The organism is Pseudomonas taiwanensis DSM 21245 (assembly GCF_000425785.1).
In the GTDB taxonomy this organism is placed as follows: Bacteria; Pseudomonadota; Gammaproteobacteria; order Pseudomonadales; family Pseudomonadaceae; genus Aquipseudomonas; species Aquipseudomonas taiwanensis.
Map to the genome: position 1 here is coordinate 476,511 of NZ_KE384450.1, position 24,173 is coordinate 500,683.

The window sequence follows — 24,173 nt, forward strand, 5'->3', positions numbered from 1 at the left end:
GTCGATCAGTCATGAGTAAGCGCGAAGCCTCCTGGCTCCGGGCGATATCGGGGGTTCAGACGCTGATCGAAAGGGGCGGCGCGCGGCTGCGTGCGCCGGGGAACACGGCCTGCCGGGCATGGCCCTGGCGCGTGGGTGCAAGGATGAAGGTGGAGGGCGCTGTGCTGGCTACGCTGAGCGGGCTAAGGGTTTGCGGCAGGGCGGGGCAGTTGAACAGCAGGCTGCAATAGCCGCATTTTTCCCACATCACATGCAACTGGCCATCGTTGCCCATGCCGTGATGTGTATCGCCGCCATGCTGATGGGCAGCCGCCATTGGCATGTCCATTGGCATGCTCATGCTGGCGTGGTGATCCATCGGCATCGACTGGGAAATCAGCGGGCCGATGAAGATCATCCACATGGCGAACAGGCTCAGCCAACCGCCACCGACGCGCCTGCGTTCAGGGCGGGTGGTACGGCTGAGGCTGTTACGTGGCAGGCTCATGGTGGCGAGCGCCTGTCAGCTGGCGTCAGTGCGCGTGTTCGTGGGCCTGCGGCTGGTCCGTCGGTGGCTGCTTCTGCACGGCCACATCGACGGTGATGTCGCCGGCCTTCTCGAAGTGCAGGGTCAATGGAAAGCGCTTGCCGTCGCTGAGCAGGCTGCGTTCTTTCGGTTGCATCAGCATCACGTGGTAGGCGCCAGGGGCGAAGGTCAGGTCCTTGCCCGCAGGTACCGTTACGCTTGGCACCTGCTGCATCTTCATGGTGCCGCCGCTGGTCTGGGCGTGCTCGTGGAGTTGCGCATCATCGCTGATCGGGCTGTCGACGCCGAGCAGGCGATCGTCGGCCTTGCCATTGTTGTGGACGACGAAATAGGCCGCGACGTTGGGGGCGTTCGGCGGTAGCGCCAGCGACCAGGGGTGGGCGATGTGCAGGTCGCCTACGGTGTACTCGTGGGCATTGGCGTAGGCGCCAGGCAGCAGCAGGGCAGCCAGCATGAGGGTGCGTTCGAGCATGGGCATGTCTCCGTTCTGATCGGGTTCGAAGCGAAAGCGTGATGAACTCAGACCAGGGGAGAGGCTCGGGGGTTGAGCGCGGGCCAAAGCTGGCGGGGCGTAGGTTGGTACGCGGCAAGCTGAGGCGCGAGCCCGGCAAGCACGGTGGGCGGATTGTGCAATTGCGGCGGATAGCCCGGCAGGGCAAGCAAGGGCGCGGCGCCCGAACAGCACCAGCAGTGCTGCATGTTGGAGTGGTCGTCGCTTTGCGTACCCAGGTCGATCTTGGCCAGGGCCTGGACATCGACCTTGGCCTTGCCCGCCATGCTGGAACAGAAAGCCCCCCACAGCAGCTGCTCAGCAGGGCCCTTGGGCGCAGCAGAGGACAGCGGCATGGCCAGCAGGTTGAACAGCACTGCAAGGCAGGCTATCCAGGCGATGTGCCGACGTGGGGGCATGGAGAGATCCGGTCAGGAATCGTGGTGGCTATTGTACGGCGGAGTATAGGTAAAAATGGCGGGGTGCGGTGAAGTGACGCAGTACCCCTGGACGCTTCGCTTCGATCCGCTGACCGAATCCAGCTTCGACGCCGCACAGCTAACGCTGAAAGTCTTCGCCCACCTGGCTTTCCGGCTGGCCGCGCTTCGGCAGATCCGCCGCGCGGTCCGTGCTTGGCAAGCCCAATGCCTCAAGCAGCGTGCTTGCCGAGTGGAATTCGCGCTCTGCCTTCGGCAACGGCGGGCGTTTCAGGACCAGTACCGGCACCCCCCGTTCCCGCGCCACTTCCAGCTTTGGCTCGGTGGCCACGCTGCCGCTGTTCTTGCTGACCAGTACATCGATGTCCCGACGATCGAACAACGCTCGCTCACCGGCGATGTCGAACGGCCCGCGTGCGCCGATCACCTCGCAGCGCGCATTGCCTGGGCAGGCCTCTAGGGCGCGGAGTGTCCAGAACTGGCCAGCCGGTATCTCGTCCAGATGTTGCAAGGGCTCGCGGCCCAAGGTGAACAGCGGGCGGCGGAAAGGGGCGAGAGCCTGGATCAGGTCCGCCCAGTTTTCCACCTCGCGCCAGTCATCGCCAGGCTGAGGCTGCCAGGCCGGGCGGCGCAGGGCCCAGCACGGGGTGCTGGTGGCGCGGGCGGCGCTTGCCGCGTTCTGGCTGATCTGTGCGGCATAGGGATGGGTGGCGTCGATCAGCAGGGTAATGCCTGCTTCGCGCAGGTAGCGCGCCAGTCCCTCGGCTCCCCCGAAGCCGCCGACGCGCACCTGGCAAGTCAGGTCCTGGGGCACACGGCCTATACCGGCCAAGCTGTAGACGTGCTCGGGGCCCAGTCGACGGGCGATGGCCAGGGCCTCGGTGACGCCACCGAGCAGCAGGATGCGTCCGCTCATAAGGTACCCGCGCGGCCTACGATGCCGCCTTGCCGGTCGATGGCGATCACTTCCATTCGCACCTGCGCGGGCACCACGCTGCGGGCAAAGGCCAGGGCGTGGTCACACACTGCATCACCCAGGGCTATGCCTTGGGCATGGGCCAGGGCCAGCGCCTGCTGGCTGGTGTTGGCGGCGACGATGGCGGTTTGCAGTGCCGGGTCGGCACCGATGTCCGCCGCCCAGCCGGCCAGTTGCGGCAGGTCGATGCTCGAATGGCGGCTGTGCAGGTCCATGTGCCCGGCCGCCAGCTTGCTGATCTTGCCGAAGCCGCCACACAAGGTCACTTGGGCTACCGGCACTTTGCGCAGGTGCTTGAGCACCGCGCCGACGAAGTCGCCCATCTCGATCAAGGCGATTTCCGGCAGGCCGTAGACGCGGCGTATGGTGTCCTCGCTGGCATTGCCGGTGCAGGCGGCGATGTGGGTGTATCCGTTGGTATGGGCGACGTCGATGCCTTGGTGAATCGAGGCGATGTAGGCGGAGCACGAAAACGGCCGGACGATGCCGCTGGTGCCGAGAATCGACAAGCCCCCCAGGATGCCCAGCCGTGGGTTCATGGTCTTGAGCGCCAGCTGTTCGCCGTCGCGCACGTTGACCGTGACCTCGAAGCCCCCAGCGTAGGCACAGTCGCTGGCAAGTTGTTGCAGGTGCTCGCTGATCATGCGCCGCGGCACCGGGTTGATCGCAGGTTCGCCTACCGCCAGTACCAGCCCAGGTCGCGTGACCGTGCCGACGCCTTTACCCGCGACGAAGCGGATGCCTGGCTCCGCCAGTAAACGCACCTGGGTGTAGAGCAACGCCCCATGGGTGACGTCCGGATCGTCGCCTGCATCCTTCAGGGTACCGGCTTCAGCGCCTTGGTCATTGCGCCGGCAAAACTCCAGGCGCATCTGCACCACTTTGCCCTTGGGCAAGGTAATGCTCACCGCATCATGGCACTCACCGGTCAGCAACAGGCGCGCCGCCGCCAGGCTGGTGGCCGTGGCGCAGCTGCCGGTGGTCAGGCCGCTGCGCAGGGGGGCTGGTTGTTCTTGGGTTTCTTCACGCATCGGCAGGCTTCACCACGTCGAGCAGGGTGATTGGCAGGGCTTGGCGCCAGGTGTCGAAGCGGCCCAGAGGTTGCGCCTGGGCGATGTGGATACGCGTCAGTTCGCCACCGTGCTGTTCGCGGAAGTGGGCCAGGGCCAACTCGCTTTGCAGGGTCACGGCGTTGGCGACCAAGCGCCCACCAGGCCGCAGACGCTCCCAGCACAGCGGCAATACGCCCTCACGGGTGACGCCGCCGCCGATGAAGATCGCGTCGGGGCGCTCCAGTGCCTGCAGGGCGTCGGGTGCCTTGCCACGGATCAACTGCAGCCCAGGCACGCCCAGCGCGTCGCGGTTATGTTCGATGAAGCCTTGCCGCCCTTCGTCGGCTTCGATGGCCAGTGCCCGACAGGCAGGATGCGCGCGCATCCACTCGATGCCAATCGAGCCGCACCCCGCGCCCACGTCCCACAGCAGCTCGCCCGGCTGCGGTGCCAGGCGGGCCAGGGTGATGGCGCGGACATCGCGTTTGGTCAGTTGGCCGTCATGGCGAAAAGCCCCGTCGGGCAGCCCGGCGACCCGAGGCAGGCGCAACGCATGCGGGGTCGCGATGCACTCGATGGCGACCAGGTTGAGTGCGGCAACCTGTGCATCAGGCCAGTCTTCGGCCGTCGCTGACAAGCGACGTTCCTCGACGCCACCCAGATGCTCGAAGACTTGCACGCGGCTGGGGCCGAAACCCCGCTCGCGCAGCAAAGCAGCGATGGCACCGGGGCTGCTGCCGTCATTGCTCAGGACCAGCAGGCGCACACCGCTGTGCAGATGAGCGTTCAGCGTTGCCAGGGGCCGGCCGACGACCGACACCACCTGCACCTCCTGCAATGGCCAGCCGAGGCGGGCGGCGGCCAGGGCACAGGACGAGGGCATCGATAGCACCTGCATCTCGTCGGCGGGGAGCTGTCGCGCCAGGCTGGCGCCGACGCCGTAGAACATGGGGTCGCCGCTGGCCAGCACGCACACCGGCTCGCCGCGCAGGGCCAGGACCGGGGCCAGGGAGAAGGGGGCAGGCCATGGCTGGCGCTCGCCAGGCACGCAGCGTGGCAGCAGGGCCAACTGGCGCGGGCTGCCGATGATCCGCGAAGCGCTCAGCAGGGCGCGCCGGGCGTGCTTGCCCAGACCGCTGAATCCGTCTTCGCCGATACCTACTACTGTCAGCCAGGGGGCCATGGGTTCCTCTTCACTATTTTCGGGGTTGTGCACCGACCCCAAACCACGTCACAAGACCACCGGCTTTTCATGCCGCCGGACAAAGCAGGCATAATACCGCGCCTTCTACACTCAAGCGCATTTTCGCAGATTGCCGGACGCCCCATTGAAGCAGCCCAACGCCCCCGAAGTTTCACCCCGTCCCTCGGCTTGTCCGGGGTTGTGGCGCATCGTCAGTGCGCTTGACGGTGGAATCTGCCGGATCAAGTTGCCCGGTGGCCTGCTGCTGGCCGACCAGGCCGAAGCCGTTGCGGCGGCAGCCGAGCGTTATGCCGGTGGTGTGATCGAGGCGACCAACCGGGGCAACCTGCAGATTCGCGGCATTGGCCGCGATCCGAGCGGCTTGATCGACAGCCTGCTGGCTGCCGGGCTCGGCCCGCGCGAGGCCGCTGGCGACGATGTGCGCAACGTCATGCTCAGCCCTCTGGCCGGGCATGACCCGGCAATGTTGCTGGATGTGCGGCCCTTGGCGCTGGAGATCCTCCAGATGCTGGAAAGCACCCCGCGCCTGCATCAGCTCTCCGCCAAGTTCGCCGTGCAGCTCGATGGCGGCGAGGGCCTGGCCATGCTTGAGCATCCACACGACCTGTGGCTGTCGGCCGTGCGCCTGGAGCATCGCACCTGGTTGGCGTTTGGCCTGGCGGGCAGCCTGGTCGATGGGCAAGTGCTGGGCGCCGTGCCGGTGGCGCAGGGCTTGGCCCTGGTGCGTGCCGTGCTGGAGCGCTTCCTCGACCTGGCCAGCCCCGAGCAGTCGCGTATGCGTCAATTGCTGAAAAGCTGCACGCCCCAGGCGTTCATCGATGGGCTCGGACTGGATATCCGCCACGATGCCGCCGTGCTGAGCTGGAGGCGGACAGGCCGCGCCAGTCCCCGGTTGGGCGTTCTACCCCAGGCCCAAGGCATTGCCCTGGGCGTTGCACCGCCGCTGGGGCGACTGACACCCCACATGCTGCGCGGCGCCGCAGAGGTTGCCCGCGAAATGGGCGATGGCAGCCTGCGCATGAGCCCTTGGCAAAGCCTGGTGCTGACCAGTATCGCTGCCGACCGCAGCGATCAGGCGCTGGCGGCGCTCGCAGCCACCGGCCTGTTGTGCGACAGCCAGGCTCCCCTGGCCCGAATCACCGCCTGCACCGGTGCCAGCGGCTGCGCCAAGGCCCAGGCCGAAACCAAGGCCGATGCCGTTGCCCTGGCCTCGCTGTTGCGCCCAGGCGCTCCTGGCAGCGTGCATTTGTCTGGCTGCCCGCGATCCTGCGCCATGGCCCACGTCGCCCCAGCCACGCTGCTGGCCCGCTCGCCGGGCCGTTATGACCTTTACCTGCGCGATGCGCGCCTGCCGGGCTTCGGTGCCCTGCGCGCCGCCAACCTCACCTTGAACGAAGCAGGCGCCATGCTCGACCTGCCGACGGAGCACCTTGATGATTGACTACATCCGCGATGGTCAGGAGATCTATCGCAATTCCTTCCGGATCATCCGTGAGGAGGCCCGGCTCGAGCGGATTCCCGCAGATCTCGAAAAGCTCGCCGTGCGGGTGATTCATGCCTGTGGCATGGTCGACGCCATCGATGGCCTGCAGTTCTCCGAAGGCGCGGGCCGCGCTGGGCGCCAGGCCCTGGCCAACGGTGCGCCGATCCTGTGTGACGCGCACATGGTGGCCGAAGGCATCACCCGTGCGCGCCTGCCGGCCAACAACCAGGTGATCTGCACCCTGCGCGACCCAAGCGTGCCGGGCCTGGCCAAGGATGCCGGTAATACCCGCTCTGCCGTGGCGCTGGAGCTGTGGCGGCCTTACCTTGAGGGCAGCGTGGTGGTGATCGGCAACGCGCCGACCGCCTTGTTCTATCTGCTGGAGATGCTCGACGCTGGTGCACCGAAGCCTGCGTTGATCCTCGGTTTCCCGGTCGGCTTCGTCGGTGCCGCCGAATCCAAGGCGATGCTTGCCGCCGACAGCCGTGGCGTGCCGTTCGTGATCATGCAGGGCCGCCTGGGCGGCAGTGCGATGGCCGCCGCCGCGGTCAACGCCCTGGCCACGGAGGTGGAGTGATGACGCCGCGCGGACGTCTGCTGGGCCTGGGCGTGGGCCCTGGCGACCCTGAACTGATCACCGTCAAGGCGCTGCGCCTGCTGCGCGAGTCGCCCGTGGTTGGCTACTTCGTGGCCAAGGGGAAGCGTGGCAATGCCTTCGGCATCATCGAGGCGCACCTGCAACCTGAGCAGACCTTGCTGCCGCTGGTGTACCCGGTGACCACCGAAGCCTTGCCAGCACCCTTGTCCTACGAGCAGGTGATCAGCGATTTCTACGACGAAGCCAGCGTACAGGTGGCCGAGCACCTGGATGCCGGCCGTGACGTGGCGGTGATCTGCGAGGGCGACCCGTTCTTCTACGGCTCGTACATGTATCTGCACGACCGACTGGCCGACCGCTACGACACCGAAGTGATTCCGGGGGTGTGCTCGATGCTCGGCGGGGCTTCAGTGCTGGGTGCGCCACTGGTGTACCGCAATCAGAGCCTGTCGGTGCTGTCTGGCGTGTTGCCGGCCGAAGCGCTCAAGCGCCGCCTGGCCGACGCCGACGCAGCGGTGATCATGAAGCTTGGCCGCAACTTCCCCAAGGTGCGCGAGGTGCTGGCTGAACTGGGCCTGGACGGTCGTGCGCTGTATGTCGAGCGCGCGACCATGGCCAATCAGAAGATCGTGCCGCTGGATGAGGTCGATCCGCAGTCGTCGCCGTACTTCTCGTTGATCATCGTGCCGGGTGAAAAATGGCAGGGATGAACATGCACAAGGCGCCTGCGATCATCGTTCTGGGCCCTGGCAGCCTGGCCACGGCGCAGCGGATCAAGGGGCTTTACCCAGGTGCTGCGATCCATGGCCTGAGCGGGCGGGTCGAAGGCACCGACCATAGCTATGCGTCGTTTGGCGACACCTTGCGTGGTTTGTACCAGCAGGACACGCCGATCATCGCGCTGTGCGCGGCCGGCATCGTCATTCGCAGCCTGGCCAGCATGCTCACGGAGAAAGGCGTCGAGCCGCCCGTGCTGGCGGTCGCCGAGGATGGCAGTGCGGTGGTGCCACTGCTGGGCGGTCTGGCCGGGGTCAATGTCATGGCCCGCGAGATTGGCGAGGCACTGGGTGTGCCTGCGGCGATCACCACCAGCGGCGAGTTGCGATTCGGCACCTGCCTGTTGAACCCACCCGAGGGGTATGCGCTGGCGGACATCGAGCAGGGCAAGCGTTTCGTTTCGGACCTGCTGGCCGGCGAGACGGTACGTGTCGAAGGCGATGCCCCGTGGCTTGCGCAGGTTCAGCTGCCGGCCAGTGAGTCCGCGCAGCGCATCATTCACGTAGGGTGCGAGGCGCGTCCGGCCAGCCGTGATGAATTACTGATCCACGCCCGCTCGGTAGTGGTCGCCATCGAGTCCGTTGGGCCGGCTCTGGTCGAGCAGGTGCGTGCTGCCTTGGGTGCCGCGGGCATCGCCGAGCCGTCACTGGCCTGCTTGCTGGTGGCCGAGCAGGCCATGGCAGAGCCGTCCCTGCATGAGGCCGCGCAGACGCTCGGCGTTGCGCTGCGCTTCGCCCCGAGGGTGTCCGGCCTGGCGGACCTGGCGAGTGCTGCCTTGCCTGGAGCACGCCTGATCGAACAAGGCGGTGTAGTCATCGCGTTGGCCCCGTCGCCCGTGGATGTCACCCGGGTCGGCCGCCCCCGTGGCCGCCTTGCGGTCATAGGACTGGGGCCTGGCGCCGCCGAATTGATGGTTCCCGCGGTCAAGGCTGAACTGGCCCGCGCCCAGGATGTGCTTGGCTACGAGACCTATGTGCGCATGGCCGGCCCCTTCCGTGGCGACCAGATTCTGCATTGCACCGACAACCGCGAAGAGATGCAGCGTGCTCGCCACGCCTTCGAACTGGCCGCCCAGGGGCGCTCGGTGGTGGTGGTGTCGTCGGGCGACCCAGGGGTATTCGCCATGGCTGCCGCCGTACTGGAAGCCCTGCACGAATCGACCGACCCGGCCTGGCATCGCGTGGACCTGGAGATCCTGCCGGGTGTGTCCGCTTCGTTGGCCACTGCCGCGCAGGCTGGCGCGCCGTTGGGGCACGACTTCTGCGTGATGTCACTGTCGGACAACCTAAAGCCCTGGTCGATCATCGAGCGACGTCTGGACCTGGCGGCGCAGGCCGACCTTGTCCTGGCGTTCTACAACCCCATCTCGCGCTCGCGACCTTGGCAGTTGGGGCGTGCCCTGGAGATCGTGCGTCAGCATCGGGAGGGGAACACGCCTGTAGTCCTCGGTCGCGACGTTGGTAGGCCCGGGCAGACGCTCAAGGTCGTACCTTTGGCCGAACTGGTGCCAGAAATGGTCGACATGCGCACCATGGTATTGATCGGATCCTCCACCACCTGCACCTTCGAGCGTGCGGACGGGGGGCTGTGGACCTACACCCCGCGCTGGTACGGCAGCAAACCGTAAGCGGTTGGAACAGCTGCCGTCGAGGAAGCATTTCAGGCAGGGCAAGGTGTCTGGCGATCGGTAGGTTTGTGGGTGGGCCGCAAGGGCTCACCCCCCCTATCACGGAGATCCGCCACATGACCGCCACCCGCGAGAAACAGACACTTCAACTGCTCGCCGACGAAAACCTGTTCGTGTTCAGCGACAACGTCACCGAGCTCGTTCGCGAAGCCAGTCGCGACAGCCATGCCCTGGCCACCCAGGCCGCCAACAAGAAATATCACCCCACCAAGGAGGTGGAGGCCTGGTTCGAAGAATACCTGCGGATCATGGGGGCGACGGGTTGGACGGCACTCAAGTACGAAGTCAACAAGGTTACGGAGTCCGGGTCGTACGTCGAGATGAGCAACCTGTTCTACCAGGGGCTTCAGTCTGCATACGGGTCGGCGACCGGCGATATCAGGCAAAGCCTCAAGGACCTGGGTGGCGCCGTCATGGAGGCGCTTCAGGACAGCAAGATCATCAAGCTCCTGGGTACCCGCACGCGTGAAGACGACCGGGTGAGCATCAGCCTGTGCAAGTGCGCTCAATCGGAAAGTGGTGAGGTGGTCATGTTGGTCTGCGCCCTGCAGAACGATGAACTTCCCGACAGGAAAGGCGAAACCCTGCTGGGCAAATGGGAGCACCGTGGCGCCACGACCTATGCCTGCGCCGCTTCGCTGAGCTTCAGCCGCCGCCGTTACAACAATGCCCGCGAACTGATCGAGCTGAAACTCGATGCCAAGGCGCGTGAAGTGCTGGCTGAACTCAAACTCGACTGATTTGCGGGGCGGGACATCGGGACTGGCTTTCCGATGTCCCGCCCGGTATGCGACCTGGAGGTACTGGAAGATGTCTGACCTGAACCCTGTATCGTTATGCGGCACGGTTGTCGAAAGCAGCATCATGCCGTTTTCTTCCGATGTCAGCCGTGAGGCGCGAGAGGACATTCTGTTGGTGGTCCGCTTTGCACACCGTGTGGCGACGGAGGAGAAGGAGGAACCGCTGTGTCTGGACTGGTTTACCAACTACCGGCGCAAACTGTGTTTTCTTGGATGGGATGCGACGCCTGCGCCTATCGTAAGACACCCAGGCCCAAGCCGAGAGCGGATACTGGAACGGGCATTGTCGCGAATCGGGCAAGTGGGTAGGCCGGAGCACCTGGCTGTCGCGGAACGGTCCATCCTGGCATTGCAGCGCGATCCGACGTTGATCAAGCGCTTCGAAACGCGGATGAGAGAGCAGAACAAGACCCAGATTCAGCTGATGCCTTGTGTGCGCAGAGCGGGTGACGTCTACGACATGGTGCTGTTCCACATGGAGATGCTCGAACTGGACAGCTACAAGAACCTCTTGTTCGCCAAGGGGGAGTTGAAAATGGCACTTCATGCACACAGTGCCGAATTGATACGGTTCAACCTGCGTTTGTTCAGGGACCAGCACAAGCAGTTGGTCTTGTCGCGGGTGCTGTCCAAGGATCGCCAGCTTATCGAGGACTTGAAGCTCTAGGGCAACAGATAACCTTTGATTCCGGTAAAGATGATCTGTGCCGCAAGGGCGCAGACGAACAGCCCCATCAGGCGACTGACGATCTGCAAGCCCTGGTCACCCAGAATCCGCTCGATGCTGTTGGAGAGGTACAACACCAGGCCGACGGTGAAACTGGCCAGGGCGATGCTGACGATGGCCAGCAGCTTGTCGTCCCAATGCGGTTGGCCCACGCCCATCACCAGCAAGGCACCGATGGTGCCGGGGCCAACGGTCAGGGGGATGGTCAGTGGCACGATGGTCACGTCTTGTTGCACGTTGTCGGCCTGCACCGCCGGCTTGCCCTGGGCCATGCCCAATGCCGAGATGAACAGCACACTGCCGGCGCCGATGCGGAAGGCGTCGGCCGTGATGCCGAACACCCCGAAAATCACCCGCCCGAACAGGTACAGCAGCACGCTGGCGACCAGCGCGGCGAAGGCCACGCGCCATGCCAGTTGCTTGCGTTCCTTGCTGGAATAGCCGCGGGTCAGACCGATAAAGCACGACAGCACGAAGAATGGGCTGTAGAGCACGAGCATCTTCAGGTAGACGCTGAACAACTCATGGAGCATGGCAAGGTCCATGGCAGGAAGGGTGTGGGGAGTGTATCAGCGCCCCCATCGCCCGTGTAGGCGCGACAGGCCCTGCACATCACGAGGTATGCGCAGTATCCGCCTGGGCCTCACGGTTGTTCGCCCAGTACTGGATCAGCTCGCGCAATTGCGAGAGCTCCACCGGCTTGGCCATGTGCCCGTCCATGCCAGCGAGGCGCGCACGCTCTTTGTGCTCGGCCAGAATATGCGCGGTCAATGCCACCACCGGCGTGCGCTGGCGTTGGTTGGCGGCCTCCCACGCGCGCAGTTGCTGCGTCGCGGAGAACCCGTCCAGTACCGGCATCTCGCAGTCCATCAAGACCAGGTCGTAGCGCTGTGCCTTCATGGCTTGCAGGGCTTCTTCGCCGTTACTGGCGGTATCTGGCTCCAGGTCCAGCTTGCCGAGCATACCTCGGATCACCTTGGTCGAGATGCTGTTGTCCTCGGCCACCAACACGCGGAAATCGCGAGGCAGCTCAAGTGCTGGCGCCGCGCCGGGCATCGGTATGGACACGGCCTGTTCGCGGCCGCGTTGCGCCAGTTCCTCGGCCAGGGTGGTCTTGAGCGTGTAGCCCGCCACGGGCTTGGCCAGGATTCGCTTGACCCCGGCATTGCGGGCAATGACCTTGCTCGGTGCATTGCTGATGCCGGTGAGCATCACCACCAGGATGTCGTGGTTCAGGCTCGGGTCTTCCTTGATCTTGGCGGCCAGCTGCATGCCGGTCATGCCAGGCATGTTCTGGTCCAGCAGCACAGCGTCGAAGTAGTCGCGCAGGTGCGCCTTGGTGCGCAGCAGGGCCAGCGCCTCCTTGCCCGAAGGCACGGCGCTGACATTCATGCCCCAGGCGCTGCATTGCTGCACCAGGACCTTGCGGCAGGTGTCGTTGTCGTCGACCACCAGCACCCGGGCATCGCGCAGCGGGCCGTCGAGGTCGGTGGGCGGTTGTTCGAGTCGCGAAGGGTCCAGCGGCAAGGTCAGCCACAGGGTGTTACCCATGTTGGTGCTGCTCTTGATGCCGAACTCGCCCTGCATCATGCCGATCAGCTGCTTGGCGATGACCAGGCCCAGGTGGCCGCCCAGCTTGTTGCTCGACAGGAAGTGATGACTGTGCAGCTCGGCCTGCAGCAGGGCTTCGCGCTCTGCGGCCGGCAGTGGCTCGCCGCTGTCCTGTACGGCGATGCGCAAGCGTGGTACCTCGCCGCGCTGGTCCAGCGCCACCACCAGCAGGATCTCGCCCTGGTCGGTGTTCTTCAGGGCGTTTTCCAGCAGGCTCGACAGTGCCTGGCGCAGGCGGGTCGGGTCGCCGCTGATGACGCGTGGCACCTGCGGCTGGGTGAAGCTGATCAGCTCGATGTTCTGCTGTTCGGCCTTGGCCCTGAAGATGTTCAGGCAGTCTTCGATCAAGGCATTGAGGTCGAACTGCACATCGTCCAGCTCGATCTGCCGCGACTCGAGCTTGGAAATGTCGAGAATCTCGTTGATCAGGGTCAGCAGTTCGTTGCCGGCGCTGTGGATGGTCTGCACGTAGTCGCGCTGCTTGACCGACAGCGGCGTGCCGAGCAGCAGCTCGGTCATGCCCAGCACGCCGTTCATGGGGGTGCGGATCTCGTGGCTGATCTTGGCCAGGAACTCGGCCTTGGCATTGATTTCGGCATCGCTGGCAGCCAGCGCGCGGCTGGCGCTGAAGCGTTCCTCGCTCATCCGGCGCAGGCGTTCGCTGACGGCCAGGTTGAGCAGCAACCCGCTGGCCACGGTCATGGCCATGAGGATGCACAGCAGCCAGGGGGTCGAGGTGCGGGTCAGCCCGAGCAGTGCCGGAAGCAGTACCAGGCCGCAGAGGTTGTAGATCACCATGGCGAGGCTGAACAGGCGCGCTGGCCCATAACCCTTGTACCAGTGGTAGCTGCTCACCAGCAGCATGCTTACGCTGCCCAGCGACAGCAGCGCATAGGTCATCAGGTTCAGCGGCAGGGTATCGACGAACAGCAGGACCAGGCCGCTGACCGCCGTGACCAGTATCTCGCCCTGCAACAAGCGGTTGAGCCGTGGCGAGCTGCAGGGGGAAAAGAAATGCTGGGTGAAGTACAGCCCGGCCAGCCCTGCCAGGACCAGGGTCAGGTAGGCCGCCGGCGTCTGCGCGCTATGCCACAAATGCCACCATGGGCCGCTGAGGTTCAGCAGAATCAGGCCGCTGAGCAGCATCAGGCCGTGATACAGGGCCAGCACCAGGGTGGTGCTGGAGCGGGTGTAGAGGAAGCGGATCAGGTTGTGCAGGATGAGCATTACCAAACCGCCGAACAGCATGCCGAACAGCAAGGGCTGAGCCTGGTCGGAGGCTGCTACCGCGGCGGGCTCCAGGCTGATGGCCGGGCGCAGCTGGTGCTCGGAGACCAGGCGCAGGTAAATATCCAGCGGCTGCTGGCGGTTGGGCAGAGGTAATACATGGTCGCTGCCGCGCAGGGTCGGGCTGGCGTTGCCGGCCTGGGGGCCATGGTGCAGCTGACGGAGCAATTGGTCGCCGTCGAGGGCGTAGAGGTCGAGGCGTGAGAGGTCCGGGGCGAACACCCGCAGCAGTTGTTCCTGGTCGCCAGGCTCCAGCCGGTAGTGCAGCCACAGGGCCTGTTCCGCGGGCGCGGCATCCAGGTCGCCGAGGGCGATGGGGCTGAACTGGCTGCGGTAGCGATCGGAGCGCACATCGCTCAATTGCAGGTTGGCCTGTTCATCGAGCAGAACCGACCAGCCTCCGCCTTGTTCGGCCGAAGCCGGAAGCAGGCAGAGCAAGGTCAGCAAGCTGACGATCAGGGCTGTGGCAATCCGAAGCCGACGCACGACGAAATCCCTTCTTAGCTGATGTGCCGGGTATTAACTATGCGCGGCGCGCCAAGTCGAAGGCAAGGCCTTGGCCAGAGCCTGTCGACGAGCCGAAGGCCGTGGGCGCAGGGCACCACGGCGATTCGGTAATGCTTACTGCTGGTGCTCACCGCGCTCGCGGGCAATGGCCCGGTAGCCGATGTCGGTCCGGTAGAAGCTACCGTTCCAGCTGATTTCCTTGGCCAGGCGGTAAGCCTGCTGCTGAGCGTCGGCAACCGTGCTGCCCATCGCCGTGGCGCAGAGCACGCGGCCACCGTTGGTCACCACTTGGCCATCCTTGAGCGAAGTACCGGCGTGGAACACCTTGCCTTCGATCTTGGCCGCTGCTTCCAGGCCGCTGATCACGTCGCCCTTGGCGTAGTCGCCTGGGTAACCGCCTGCTGCCAGCACCACGCCCAGGCTCGGGCGAGGGTCCCACTGGGCCTCGATCTTGTCCAGGGCCTTGGCGAAGGCGGCCTCGACCAGCAGCACCAGGCTCGACTCCAGGCGCAGCATGACCGGTTGGGTTTCCGGGTCGCCGAAGCGGCAGTTGAACTCGATGACCTTGGGGTTGCCCGCTTTGTCGATCATCAGGCCTGCGTACAGGAAGCCAGTGTAGACGTTGCCTTCCTCGGCCATGCCCCGCACGGTCGGCCAGATCACCTGCTCCATCACACGCTGGTGCACCTCGGCAGTGACCACCGGGGCAGGGGAGTAGGCACCCATGCCGCCAGTGTTCGGGCCGGTGTCCTTGTCGCCGACGCGCTTGTGGTCCTGGCTGGTGGCCATTGGCAGGACGTTCTGGCCGTCGACCATGACGATGAAGCTGGCTTCCTCGCCGTCGAGGAACTCTTCGATCACCACGCGCGAACCCGCGTCGCCGAAGGCGTTGCCGGCCAGCATGTCACGCACGGCGGCTTCGGCTTCTTCCAGGGTCATGGCGACGATCACGCCTTTGCCTGCAGCCAGGCCGTCGGCCTTGATCACGATTGGCGCACCCTTCTCCTTCAGATAGGCCAGGGCAGGCTCGATCTCGGTGAAGTTCTGGTAGTCGGCGGTCGGAATCTTGTGACGGGCGAGGAAGTCCTTGGTGAAGGCCTTGGAGCCTTCGAGCTGGGCCGCGCCCTTGGTCGGGCCGAAGCAGTCCAGCCCACGGCTGCGGAACAGATCGACCACACCGATAACCAGCGGTGCTTCAGGACCGACGATGGTCAGGTCGACGTTCTTCTCGGCGAAATCGGCCAATTGCTCCAGGGCACAGACGTCGATGGCGACGTTCTCGCACTTGGCTTCGATGGCGGTGCCAGCGTTGCCTGGGGCAACGAAGACTTTCTCGACGCGTGGGTCCTGGGCGACTTTCCAGGCCAGGGCGTGCTCACGGCCGCCGCTGCCGATGATCAAAACTTTCATGTCAAAACCTCGAAATCTGTCGAACGAGAGTGGTTGCCTCTCGCTTTGCGAGGTCGCAGTAAAGCAGGTGGATGCAAGGGGAAGCCGGTTCCGATGAGCGTAGTTGCCTTCTGGCAATGAGCATCAGCGGAACCGGCCCCAACGCAGCAGATACCTGCTTCAGTGCGGCCGATTGCCGTAAATCAGTGGCGGAAGTGGCGCATGCCGGTGAAGACCATCGCGATGCCGGCTTCGTCAGCAGCAGCAATCACCTCGGCATCACGCATCGAGCCACCGGGTTGGATCACGGCGCTGATACCCACTTTAGCCGCATTGTCGATGCCATCACGGAACGGGAAGAACGCATCCGATGCCATGACCGCACCCTGAACCTGCAAGCCAGCATGCTCCGCCTTGATGGCGGCGATACGGGCGGAGTTCACGCGGCTCATCTGGCCAGCACCGACACCGATGGTCTGACGCTGCTTGGCGTAGACGATGGCGTTGGACTTGACGAACTTGGCCACTTTCCAGGCAAACACCAGGTCATGGATTTCCTGCTCGGTCGGGGCGCGCTTGGTGACGATCTTCAGGTCATCGGCGGTGATCATGCCGATATCGCGGCTCTGCACCAGCAGGCCACCGTTGACGCGCTTGAAGTCCCAACCGGCGGCGCGCTCGGCAGGCCACTCGCCACACTCCAGCAGACGCACGTTCTGCTTGGCGGCAACCACTTCACGGGCGGCCTGGGAAATTTTCGGCGCGATGATCACTTCGACGAACTGACGGTCGACGATGGCTTTGGCGGTTTCGCCGTCCAGCTCGCGGTTGAAGGCGATGATACCGCCGAAGGCCGACTCGGTGTCGGTGGCGTAGGCCAGGTCATAGGCCTTGCGGATGCCGCCTTCGTCTTCAGGGACGACGGCCACGCCGCATGGGTTGGCGTGCTTGACGATGACGCAGGCTGGCTTGACGAAGCTCTTCACGCACTCCAGCGCGGCATCGGTGTCGGCCACGTTGTTGAACGACAGCTCCTTACCCTGCAGTTGGAGGGCGGTGGAAACGCTGGCCTCGCCTTTCTTGGCCTCGACGTAGAACGCCGCGCTCTGGTGTGGGTTCTCGCCGTAGCGCATTTCCTGGGCCTTGACGAACTGGCTGTTGAAGGTGCGCGGGAATTCGCTGCGGCCTTCGGTGCTCAGGGTCTCTTTGGCCTGGTCGATGGTGCCCATGTAGTTGGCGATCATGCCGTCGTAGGCGGCGGTGTGTTCGAAGGCCTTGAGCATCAGGTCGAAGCGCTGGGCGTAGGTCAGGCCACCGGCCTTGAGGTTCTCAAGGACGCTGGCGTAGTCGCTGGCGTTGACCACGATGGCCACGTCCTTGTGGTTCTTGGCGGCCGAACGGACCATGGTTGGACCACCGATGTCGATGTTCTCGATGGCGGTTGGCAGGTCACAGCCCGGCTTGGCGATGGTGGCTTCGAACGGGTACAGGTTGACGGCGACCAGGTCGATCGGCTTGATGCCGTGCTCGTTCATGATGGCATCGTCGATGCCGCGGCGGCCCAGGATGCCGCCGTGGATTTTCGGGTGCAGGGTCTTGACCCGGCCATCCATCATTTCGGCGAAGCCGGTGTAGTCGGCCACTTCCACCGCGTTCACGCCGTTGTCCTTGAGCAGCTTGTAGGTGCCGCCGGTGGACAGGATCTCGACACCGAGCTGTTGCAGCTCACGGGCGAATTCGAGGATACCGGTCTTGTCGGAGACGCTGATCAGGGCGCGGCGGACTGGCAGGCGGGTAGTCTGGTCGGTCATTTCGGGTTCCAATAACGCGGTGGAGTCAGCAAAAAAGGCGTCCCTTTGCAGAGGCCGCCTTTTCTGATTGGGATTCTGGCTTTACAACAAGTCGTACTGCTTGAGCTTCTTGCGCAGGGTGCCACGGTTGAGTCCGAGCATCTCGCTGGCCTTGGTCTGGTTGCCCTTGACGTAGTTCATCACGCATTCGAGCAGGGGCGCCTCGACTTCAGAGAGCACCAGGTTGTACACGTCCGTAACGGTAGCGCCTTCCAGGTGGGCGAAGTAGTTGTGCAGCGCCTTCTCGACGCTGTCGCGAAGGGTCTGGCCCTCTTCGCTCGGCGTGTTGAGGTGCTGTTTGAGGTTGGCGTTGTCGCTCACGGGCGTTGTTCCACTCACTAATGTCTCGGTCATCATCGTCATGCGGCCACCCCTTGTCCGTCCTCTGTCTCAAGGCTCTGTCGACGCTCGCTGAAAAAGGCGCGAACGTTGGCGCACTGCGCTTGTGTGTCTTCCAAAGCGTTGAACCGGGAGCGAAACTCCTTGCCACCGGGTCTTGTTGCCAGGTACCAGCCGACGTGCTTGCGGGCGATACGTACGCCCATTACATCGCCATAGAAGGCATGCAGCGCGGCCAGGTGCTCCAGCAGGATGCGTTCCACTTCGTCCAGCGTGGGGGCTGGCAACTGCTGGCCAGTCCTCAGGTAATGCTCGATCTCGCGAAAGATCCAAGGCCGCCCTTGGGCAGCCCGGCCAATCAACAGGCCGTCGACGCCGGTGGCGTCCAACACCGCCCGGGCCTTTTCTGGCGAAGTGATATCGCCGTTGGCGAAAACCGGGATCGACACCGCCTGCTTGATGGCAGCGATGGTGTCGTATTCGGCTTCGCCGGTATACAGGTCGGCGCGTGTGCGGCCATGTACCGCCAGCGCCTGGATGCCGGCCTGCTCGGCGATTTTCGCCACGTTCAGGCCGTTCTTGCTCGCCCGGTCCCAACCCGTGCGAATTTTCAGCGTCACCGGGACATCCACTGCACCGACTACGGCGTGGAGGATCTCGCTGACCAAGGCTTCATCTCTCAATAAAGCAGAGCCTGCGGCTTTGTTGCAGACTTTTTTTGCCGGGCAGCCCATGTTGATGTCGATGATCTGGGCGCCAGCTTCGACGTTGGCCCGGGCCGCCGCTGCCATCATCTGCGCGTCACCCCCGGCGATCTGGACCGAGCGAGGCTCGGGATCGCCTTCATGGATGCGGCGCAGGCTGGACTTGCGGCTGTTCCACAGGCTCATGTCGCTGGTCACCATTTCCGATACCACCATGCCTGCGCCCAAGCGCTTGCAAAGTGTGCGGAAAGGTTGGTCCGTAACCCCGGCCATAGGAGCAAGGATCAGGTTGTTTCGCAGTGTATAAGGGCCGATGCGTACCGCCGACATAGGTGTTCCCTGTTGTGGGGCCGAATCATTGGAGTCCGAAAAAGGGTTGGCATGATACCCGCTCTCGGTGACCGGATAAAGATGGATTTGGATAAAATCTGAACAGCTGCGGCCTTATGCCCGAAGGTTTGCGACAGCAGGCCAGCGCCGGCAAGATGCCGGCCCGACACCGCCGGTCACTCGGGAGAGCGGAAGCTGAGGCTGTAGTTCACGGCCTTGGGGCCCGGGTCGAGAATGTCCAGGGCGATGTGGATCGGGGTCTGGCTGGGCATTTCGCCACGCCCGGCCAGCTCCCCGGAGAGGTACTCGCTGGGCTTGAAGCGACGGCTGGCGATCAACTGGCCGTTGAGGTCGGCAAAGCGCAGCTCCAGCAGCGGGAATGGCTGCGCGAAGGGCGCGCGGTTGTAGATGATCGCATCGACGATCAGTGCACCCTTGAAGTCGGGGTGGCTGCGCACCACAAGGTTGCTGCTCTTGATGCGGGATATGTCGACGCGGGTCGGCACCTCGCAGCCCAGCAGCGGGCAGACTTGCTGGAACCAAGGACGGTACTGGTCCTGGCGGGCCATCTCGTCGAAGTGGTACCAGATGTACTGGAAGGCCAGCAGGCCTGCGGCCACTAGCGTCAGTAGGCCCCACAAAAGACGTTTGCCCCAGTTGGGTCGGGGTTTCTCCCAGTCCAGTTGCAGCGGGTCGTCGACCACATCGACCAGGGGTTCCTTGCGCGCCGGGCGCTCGGCCTTGGCGACCAGGTCGGGTTCGATGCGCTCGCCCGGCACCGGCTCGAACGGTTCGTCGTCACGGGCCGACAGGTGCAGGTCGGTGTCGTCATCGTCACGGGCGCTCAGGCCTTTGACGTGGACTTCATCCTCGGCTACCGAGAACGGCTCGCTGAAGGTCTCTTGCGGCTCGACCTCGGTGCTTGAGCGCGCTGGCGGTTCGTTGTCGAAATCCAGGTCCAGGGTCGTGCCCAGGGTCGGCTCGGTGCGGTCGCCGGGTTCAGGCTCCCGTTCCAGTGGCTCCTGCTCCAGCAAGACGGGGGCAGGCTCGGCCGCAGCTTGGGGTTCGAGCGGTTCAGGTGGTTCGTCGATGGCGTTGCCGAACGGCTCGTCTGCCAGATCGGGCGGGGCGGGCTCGTCACGACGGGCGTGCAGTGCCCTGTCGCTGTTCGGGATGTGTGGCTCTGCCGGTTGGCCACGTCGCTCGAGTCGGGCCAGTTCCTGGTCCAGGTCGAGTGCGTCCAGCGCTTGCGCGGTGGCAGCCCAGTCTTGCGGCTCGGCAGCAGGCTCGCTGACCGGCGGTAGCGGCGCGAGAGCAGGTGCCGCGACAGGCTCTGCTGGCGGTACGGGCGCGCGAGCGGCGCCAGCACGGTTTTGCTCCAACAGTTGCTTGGCCGCATTGAACACCTGCAGGCAGTGGCCGCAACGTACTACGCCGCGCGCCACGCTCAACTGGTGATGGGTGACGCGAAAGCTGGTTTGGCAATGCGGGCACTGGGTGACGAAACTGTCGGTCATGCGGCAATCCGGGAGCTGTGCAGAGACTTATTCTAGGCCTGCCTATCGGCGGCGACCACTGATGCGCACCCAGCCGTCACGGACGACGATCGGGTCCAGCTCGAAGTCGGCGGCGTAGGCAGCGGCCACTTCTTCGCCTTGCTCGGCGAGAATGCCCGACAGGGCCAGCAGGCCACCTGGACGAACCAGGCCAGACAACTGCGGTGCCAGCGAAACCAGCGGGCCGGCCAGAATGTTGGCGACTAACACGTCGGCCTGCATGGCCGGCATGTCTTCAGGCAGGTACAGGGCCAGGCGCTCATCGGCGATGCCGTTGCGCTGGGCGTTGTCGCGCGAGGCCTCCAGGGCCTGTACGTCGATGTCGGTGCCGACCGCTTCACGGGCGCCCAGCAGCAGCGCGGCGATGGCCAGGATGCCCGAGCCACAGCCGAAATCCAGCACCTGGGTGTCTTTGAGCTGTTGGCCATCGAGCCATTCCAGGCACAGGGCGGTGGTCGGGTGGGTGCCGGTACCAAATGCCAGGCCGGGGTCGAGGAGCAGGTTGACCGCGTCTTTCTCGGGCGCCTCGTGCCAGCTTGGCACGATCCACAGGCGCTGGCCGAAGCGCATCGGCTGGAAGTTGTCCATCCAGCTACGCTCCCAGTCCTGGTCCTCGATCACTTCGGCGTGGTGCTCGGGCAACGTATCGCCGGTCAGCAGGCGCAGGTGGGCGAACACATGCTCCGGCTCGGCGTCGGCTTCGAACAGGGCCAGAAGATGGGTGTGCGACCACAGTGGGGTGGTGTTGAGGTCGGGCTCGAAGATCGGTTGATCCTCGGCGTCCATGAACGTCACCGAGACGGCGCCCACTTCGAGCAGGGCGTCTTCGTAGGTTTCGGCTTGTTCCGGGCTGATGGCCAGGCGTACTTGCAGCCAAGGCATGGCGGGCACCTTTGGTAAATCGACAGGGGCAGCCCGAGGCTGCGCGAAGGCTGGCAGTTTACGCGAGTGCGGTGGGTTTGTGGATGACTTGCGGGCTAATCGGCGGCAAGCAGACGCCTACGGATACACACGTGCGCTGTAGGAACCGGCCTGCCGGCGATGGAGTGCAAAGCACTCCTCCAGAATCACTGCTGACGCAGGCTCTCGAGCAACTTGTGCGTCGGATACCCATCCGCCGGCCATCCCAGCCCTTGCTGGGCATTACGAATGGCCTTGCGGGTGTTCGCGCCAATGATGCCGTCGGCATTGCCTGCTTCATGGCCGCTGGCGTTGAGCAGGTTTTGCAGTTCAACGCGCTCGGTCCGGCTCAGCGGCAGGTCTTCCTTCGGCCAGCTGCCGGCGATGAAGCCCCAGCCACTGAAACGGTCCCCCAGCAGGCTCACGGCCAGGGCATAGGACGACGAGTTGTTGTACTTTAGGATCGCGCGGAAGTTGTCCAGGACCAGGAACGCCGGGCCGCGTGCGCCGGCCGGCAGCAGGAGTGCGGCAGACAGCTGGTTGCTGCCCGAAGGCAACTGCGTGCCGGCGGGCAGTTTCACGCCCATCTGCAGCCACTCGTAGACAGGCTTGCGCAGCGCGCCATCAGCTTGCCAGTAATCGAAGCCGGCCGGCAGCTGGACCTCGAAGCCCCACGGTTGGCCGCGTTTCCAGCCCGAGCTCTGCAGGTAGTGAGCGGTGGAGGCCAGGGCGTCGGGGGTGCTGTTCCAGATATCCCGGCGGCCATCGCCGTCGAAATCCACTGCATGGGTGTTGTAGGTGGTCGGGATGAACTGGGTCTGGCCCATGGCACCGGCCCAGGAGCCGCGCATGGCGTCTGGCTGGATGTCGCCGTTCTGCAGGATTTGCAGGGCAGCGATCAGTTGGTCCTGGGCGAACTGTGGGCGGCGGCCTTCATAGGCCAGGGTAGCCAGCGAGCGGATCACCGACTTGTTGCCCTGGAACTGGCCGAAGTTGCTCTCCATGCCCCATACCGAGACCAGCACCTGGCGGTCGACACCATATCGTTGCTCGATGCGGCTCAACAGTTCGGCGTTCTGCTCCAGCAGCTTCTTGCCGTTGCGTACGCGCAGCGGCGACAGGGCACCTTCGAGGTACTCCCATACCGGACGGGTGAATTCAGGTTGGCTGCGGTCAGCCTTGATCACGTCCATGTCTGGCGTCACGCCAAGGAATGCACGGTCGAAGGTGTTGGCCGCAATACCGGCTTGCAGGGCTTGCTGGCGGAAACCGGCCTGCCACTGGGCGAAGGTTTGCAGAGGCTGGATTTCAGTGCTGACGTCAGGCGTTGCGGTAGGCAGCGTCACTACCGGGGCGGGCTGGGCGGGTGCCAGCGGCAGGGCGTCGGCGGCGGTGGGTTTCTCCGCGCAGGCGACGAGCAGGATGAGGCTGGATGCCACGATCAGTTGGCGGGTTTTCCAGCGAGGGCGAAGACTGAGAAGCATGCACAGATCCAGAATTGCAGGTCAGGTGCCGACCATACCATGCCTGCGCTCGCGATGCTTTCATGCTGCCAAAAAGTACGAAGCCTCCCAATCTCTCGATTGGAAGGCTTCGCGGCGGTAGCTGCCTTTGCCCTTGTTCGGTCGTTCTTGTCGGCATCGGAACAGGGGCTGGGCGACGATGGACTTGGCCTTGTTGGGCCCGTGCTTTTTCGGCTTTTTGCTCATGGTGCAATTCCCGTTGGGGTGGGTGTCGGGGCGCACTGTAGGCCTGTGGGCAGGGTGAGGCCAATTGATTGTGTTTATGGTCCGGCGGCCTATCGCCGTGGTTCGTCGTCACGGCACTCTGGTACCTGGCGGGTGTGCAGGAGCTGCGTGTCGGCCAAGAGGCTCATTCGGGGGGCAGGACCAGACGCTGTCCGGCCATCAACAGCGATAGCCTGGCAAGCCCCGTCCATGGCGAGCCCTCGGCCTGGCCCTTGATCTGCGCATCGATACGCTGGGCGTCCTGCAGCAATTGCGCCCAACGCTGCGCGGAGAGACGCTGCAGGGCCTTGCTGACCAAGGGGCGGCGTTTGTCCCACACGGGCGGTCGCGCCTGGCTGAAGGCCTTGTCCAGCGGCACGCCTTGGCTGAACTGCTGCGCCAGGCCCGCCAGCAACCGCAACTCGCGGGCCAGCGCCCAGAGGATCACGGGTGGCTCGACACCTTCGCCACGCAGGCCTTCGAGCATGCGCAGGGCGTGGGCTGCCTCGCCATTGAGAATGGCATCGACCAACCCGAATACGTCGAAGCGGGCGCTGTCGGCAACTGCCGCCTGCACGGTTTCGACGGTGATCTGGTTGCCTTCGGCGAGCAGTTTGAGCTTTTCGATTTCCTGGGCGGCGGCCAGCAGGTTGCCCTCGACCCGTGCGGCGATCAGGTCGACGGCATCGCGCTGCGCCGACAGGCCAGCCTGGGACAGGCGCTGATTGATCCACTGTGGCAGTTGCTGAGTATCCACCGGCCAGATCTGGATGAACTGGCAGTGGGGCCCTTCGATCAGCGCCTTGCCCCATTTGGTCTTCTGCGCGCTACCGTCCAGCTTGGGCAGGCTGATCAGCAGCAGGGTGTCCTCGGCAGGTTTGGCGCAGTACTCCATCAGCGCGCTGGCGCCCTTGTCGCCGGGCTTGCCCGAGGGCAGGCGCAACTCCAGCAGGCGGCGCTGGGCGAACAGGGAGAGGCTGGCGCCCGCCTGGAGCAGGGTGCCCCAGTCGAAGTTGGCGTCGGCACTGAACACCTGGCGTTCGTCGAAGCCTTGCTGACGGGCTGCGGTACGGATGGCATCGGCGGCCTCCTGGCACAGCAGCGGATCGTCACCGCTGACCACGTAGACCGGCGCCAGGGCACCTTGCAGGTGCTTGTTGAGTTGGGCGGGGGAGAGCTTCATGGGAAACAGGCGGGGCACCCTGGGGCGCCCCGC

At 64.7% G+C, this 24,173-nt stretch carries 23 protein-coding genes; 6 read left to right on the plus strand and 17 right to left on the minus strand.

Annotated features, from left to right (window positions below):
• Positions 1–55 precede the first annotated feature (55 nt).
• The 6 genes from H620_RS0121075 to H620_RS0121100 form a co-directional block, all read right to left on the minus strand.
• Positions 56–487, minus strand: a complete 432-nt coding sequence (locus H620_RS0121075; protein ID WP_023378528.1) for a DUF2946 domain-containing protein — start codon at positions 485–487, stop codon at positions 56–58.
• 25 nt (positions 488–512) lie between these two features.
• Positions 513–998 carry a copper chaperone PCu(A)C gene (locus H620_RS0121080; RefSeq protein ID WP_023378529.1) on the minus strand — a complete coding sequence of 162 codons (486 nt, stop codon included), beginning with the start codon at positions 996–998 and terminating at the stop codon, positions 513–515.
• Positions 999–1,045: 47 nt separating this feature from the next.
• The gene (locus H620_RS0121085) at positions 1,046–1,435 is read right to left on the minus strand and encodes a DUF2946 domain-containing protein (RefSeq protein WP_023378530.1); all 390 of its coding nucleotides are present in this window, start codon (positions 1,433–1,435) and stop codon (positions 1,046–1,048) included.
• 139 nt (positions 1,436–1,574) lie between these two features.
• Positions 1,575–2,369: a cobalt-precorrin-6A reductase gene (locus H620_RS26065; RefSeq protein WP_081669743.1), complete on the minus strand. Its 795-nt coding sequence runs from the start codon at positions 2,367–2,369 to the stop codon at positions 1,575–1,577.
• Positions 2,366–3,460, minus strand: a complete 1,095-nt coding sequence (locus H620_RS0121095) for a cobalt-precorrin-5B (C(1))-methyltransferase (RefSeq protein WP_023378532.1) — start codon at positions 3,458–3,460, stop codon at positions 2,366–2,368. Before H620_RS0121095 ends, H620_RS26065 begins: the two co-directional genes overlap by 4 nt.
• Positions 3,453–4,664 carry a bifunctional cobalt-precorrin-7 (C(5))-methyltransferase/cobalt-precorrin-6B (C(15))-methyltransferase gene (locus tag H620_RS0121100; RefSeq protein WP_027907983.1) on the minus strand — a complete coding sequence of 404 codons (1,212 nt, stop codon included), beginning with the start codon at positions 4,662–4,664 and terminating at the stop codon, positions 3,453–3,455. Before H620_RS0121100 ends, H620_RS0121095 begins: the two co-directional genes overlap by 8 nt.
• A 130-nt stretch (positions 4,665–4,794) precedes the next feature.
• Between H620_RS0121100 and cobG the strand changes: the two genes are divergently transcribed.
• From cobG to H620_RS0121130, 6 genes are all read left to right on the plus strand, one after another.
• On the plus strand, positions 4,795–6,126 hold the full coding sequence (gene cobG, locus H620_RS0121105) for a precorrin-3B synthase (RefSeq protein ID WP_027907984.1): 1,332 nt from the start codon (positions 4,795–4,797) through the stop codon (positions 6,124–6,126).
• The gene (locus tag H620_RS0121110) at positions 6,119–6,745 is read left to right on the plus strand and encodes a precorrin-8X methylmutase (RefSeq protein ID WP_023378535.1); all 627 of its coding nucleotides are present in this window, start codon (positions 6,119–6,121) and stop codon (positions 6,743–6,745) included. Before cobG ends, H620_RS0121110 begins: the two co-directional genes overlap by 8 nt.
• Positions 6,745–7,476 (plus strand): precorrin-2 C(20)-methyltransferase, encoded by a 732-nt coding sequence (locus H620_RS0121115; protein ID WP_023378536.1) that lies wholly within the window; start codon positions 6,745–6,747, stop codon positions 7,474–7,476. The genes H620_RS0121110 and H620_RS0121115 overlap by 1 nt, the downstream gene beginning before the upstream one ends.
• Positions 7,464–9,170 (plus strand): precorrin-3B C(17)-methyltransferase, encoded by a 1,707-nt coding sequence (cobJ, locus tag H620_RS0121120; RefSeq protein ID WP_027907985.1) that lies wholly within the window; start codon positions 7,464–7,466, stop codon positions 9,168–9,170. The genes H620_RS0121115 and cobJ overlap by 13 nt, the downstream gene beginning before the upstream one ends.
• A 116-nt stretch (positions 9,171–9,286) precedes the next feature.
• A complete protein-coding gene (locus H620_RS0121125) occupies positions 9,287–9,970 on the plus strand; it encodes a hypothetical protein (protein WP_023378538.1) in 684 nt (227 codons plus the stop codon).
• 70 nt (positions 9,971–10,040) lie between these two features.
• Positions 10,041–10,697 carry a hypothetical protein gene (locus H620_RS0121130; protein ID WP_023378539.1) on the plus strand — a complete coding sequence of 219 codons (657 nt, stop codon included), beginning with the start codon at positions 10,041–10,043 and terminating at the stop codon, positions 10,695–10,697.
• Here H620_RS0121130 and H620_RS0121135 read toward each other — a convergent pair.
• The 11 genes from H620_RS0121135 to holA form a co-directional block, all read right to left on the minus strand.
• Complete coding sequence (locus H620_RS0121135) at positions 10,694–11,290, minus strand: MarC family protein (RefSeq protein ID WP_023378540.1); 597 nt, start codon at positions 11,288–11,290, stop codon at positions 10,694–10,696. The two genes, H620_RS0121130 and H620_RS0121135, sit on opposite strands and share 4 nt — an antisense overlap.
• 79 nt (positions 11,291–11,369) lie before the next feature.
• A complete protein-coding gene (locus H620_RS0121140; RefSeq protein WP_027907986.1) occupies positions 11,370–14,141 on the minus strand; it encodes a hybrid sensor histidine kinase/response regulator in 2,772 nt (923 codons plus the stop codon).
• Between the two features lie 135 nt (positions 14,142–14,276).
• Entirely contained in the window at positions 14,277–15,572 is a 1,296-nt protein-coding gene (gene purD / locus H620_RS0121145) for a phosphoribosylamine--glycine ligase (RefSeq protein WP_027907987.1), read from the minus strand.
• A 182-nt stretch (positions 15,573–15,754) separates the two neighbouring features.
• Complete coding sequence (purH, locus tag H620_RS0121150; RefSeq protein WP_023378543.1) at positions 15,755–17,362, minus strand: bifunctional phosphoribosylaminoimidazolecarboxamide formyltransferase/IMP cyclohydrolase; 1,608 nt, start codon at positions 17,360–17,362, stop codon at positions 15,755–15,757.
• 81 nt (positions 17,363–17,443) lie between these two features.
• Positions 17,444–17,764: a DNA-binding transcriptional regulator Fis gene (gene fis / locus H620_RS0121155; protein ID WP_011535876.1), complete on the minus strand. Its 321-nt coding sequence runs from the start codon at positions 17,762–17,764 to the stop codon at positions 17,444–17,446.
• On the minus strand, positions 17,761–18,774 hold the full coding sequence (dusB, locus tag H620_RS0121160) for a tRNA dihydrouridine synthase DusB (RefSeq protein ID WP_027907988.1): 1,014 nt from the start codon (positions 18,772–18,774) through the stop codon (positions 17,761–17,763). The genes fis and dusB overlap by 4 nt, the downstream gene beginning before the upstream one ends.
• A 176-nt stretch (positions 18,775–18,950) precedes the next feature.
• Positions 18,951–20,291: a DUF3426 domain-containing protein gene (locus tag H620_RS0121165; RefSeq protein WP_027907989.1), complete on the minus strand. Its 1,341-nt coding sequence runs from the start codon at positions 20,289–20,291 to the stop codon at positions 18,951–18,953.
• A 42-nt stretch (positions 20,292–20,333) separates the two neighbouring features.
• Positions 20,334–21,212, minus strand: coding sequence for a 50S ribosomal protein L11 methyltransferase (gene prmA / locus H620_RS0121170; protein ID WP_023378546.1), 879 nt, complete (start codon positions 21,210–21,212; stop codon positions 20,334–20,336).
• Positions 21,213–21,397: 185 nt separating this feature from the next.
• Entirely contained in the window at positions 21,398–22,714 is a 1,317-nt protein-coding gene (locus H620_RS0121175) for a lytic murein transglycosylase (RefSeq protein WP_027907990.1), read from the minus strand.
• Between the two features lie 60 nt (positions 22,715–22,774).
• The gene (arfA, locus tag H620_RS0121180; protein WP_023378548.1) at positions 22,775–22,939 is read right to left on the minus strand and encodes an alternative ribosome rescue factor ArfA; all 165 of its coding nucleotides are present in this window, start codon (positions 22,937–22,939) and stop codon (positions 22,775–22,777) included.
• A gap of 163 nt (positions 22,940–23,102) precedes the next feature.
• Positions 23,103–24,140 (minus strand): DNA polymerase III subunit delta, encoded by a 1,038-nt coding sequence (gene holA, locus H620_RS0121185; protein WP_027907991.1) that lies wholly within the window; start codon positions 24,138–24,140, stop codon positions 23,103–23,105.
• Between the last annotated feature and the right edge of the window lie 33 nt (positions 24,141–24,173).

Bases quoted from the DNA above. Each gene is read 5' to 3' on its own strand.
- dusB (WP_027907988.1), bottom strand. From the start codon at position 18,774: ATGTCGGCGGTACGCATCGGCCCTTATACACTGCGAAACAACCTGATC.
- H620_RS0121130 (WP_023378539.1), top strand. From the start codon at position 10,041: ATGTCTGACCTGAACCCTGTATCGTTATGCGGCACGGTTGTCGAAAGC.
- H620_RS26065 (WP_081669743.1), bottom strand. From the start codon at position 2,369: ATGAGCGGACGCATCCTGCTGCTCGGTGGCGTCACCGAGGCCCTGGCC.
- holA (WP_027907991.1), bottom strand. From the start codon at position 24,140: ATGAAGCTCTCCCCCGCCCAACTCAACAAGCACCTGCAAGGTGCCCTG.
- prmA (WP_023378546.1), bottom strand. From the start codon at position 21,212: ATGCCTTGGCTGCAAGTACGCCTGGCCATCAGCCCGGAACAAGCCGAA.
- arfA (WP_023378548.1), bottom strand. From the start codon at position 22,939: ATGAGCAAAAAGCCGAAAAAGCACGGGCCCAACAAGGCCAAGTCCATC.
- purD (WP_027907987.1), bottom strand. From the start codon at position 15,572: ATGAAAGTTTTGATCATCGGCAGCGGCGGCCGTGAGCACGCCCTGGCC.
- H620_RS0121085 (WP_023378530.1), bottom strand. From the start codon at position 1,435: ATGCCCCCACGTCGGCACATCGCCTGGATAGCCTGCCTTGCAGTGCTG.
- H620_RS0121080 (WP_023378529.1), bottom strand. From the start codon at position 998: ATGCTCGAACGCACCCTCATGCTGGCTGCCCTGCTGCTGCCTGGCGCC.
- H620_RS0121135 (WP_023378540.1), bottom strand. From the start codon at position 11,290: ATGCTCCATGAGTTGTTCAGCGTCTACCTGAAGATGCTCGTGCTCTAC.
- H620_RS0121115 (WP_023378536.1), top strand. From the start codon at position 6,745: ATGACGCCGCGCGGACGTCTGCTGGGCCTGGGCGTGGGCCCTGGCGAC.
- fis (WP_011535876.1), bottom strand. From the start codon at position 17,764: ATGACGATGATGACCGAGACATTAGTGAGTGGAACAACGCCCGTGAGC.
- H620_RS0121165 (WP_027907989.1), bottom strand. From the start codon at position 20,291: ATGACCGACAGTTTCGTCACCCAGTGCCCGCATTGCCAAACCAGCTTT.
- purH (WP_023378543.1), bottom strand. From the start codon at position 17,362: ATGACCGACCAGACTACCCGCCTGCCAGTCCGCCGCGCCCTGATCAGC.
- H620_RS0121175 (WP_027907990.1), bottom strand. From the start codon at position 22,714: ATGCTTCTCAGTCTTCGCCCTCGCTGGAAAACCCGCCAACTGATCGTG.
- cobJ (WP_027907985.1), top strand. From the start codon at position 7,464: ATGGCAGGGATGAACATGCACAAGGCGCCTGCGATCATCGTTCTGGGC.
- H620_RS0121095 (WP_023378532.1), bottom strand. From the start codon at position 3,460: ATGCGTGAAGAAACCCAAGAACAACCAGCCCCCCTGCGCAGCGGCCTG.
- H620_RS0121075 (WP_023378528.1), bottom strand. From the start codon at position 487: ATGAGCCTGCCACGTAACAGCCTCAGCCGTACCACCCGCCCTGAACGC.
- H620_RS0121110 (WP_023378535.1), top strand. From the start codon at position 6,119: ATGATTGACTACATCCGCGATGGTCAGGAGATCTATCGCAATTCCTTC.
- H620_RS0121100 (WP_027907983.1), bottom strand. From the start codon at position 4,664: ATGGCCCCCTGGCTGACAGTAGTAGGTATCGGCGAAGACGGATTCAGC.
- H620_RS0121125 (WP_023378538.1), top strand. From the start codon at position 9,287: ATGACCGCCACCCGCGAGAAACAGACACTTCAACTGCTCGCCGACGAA.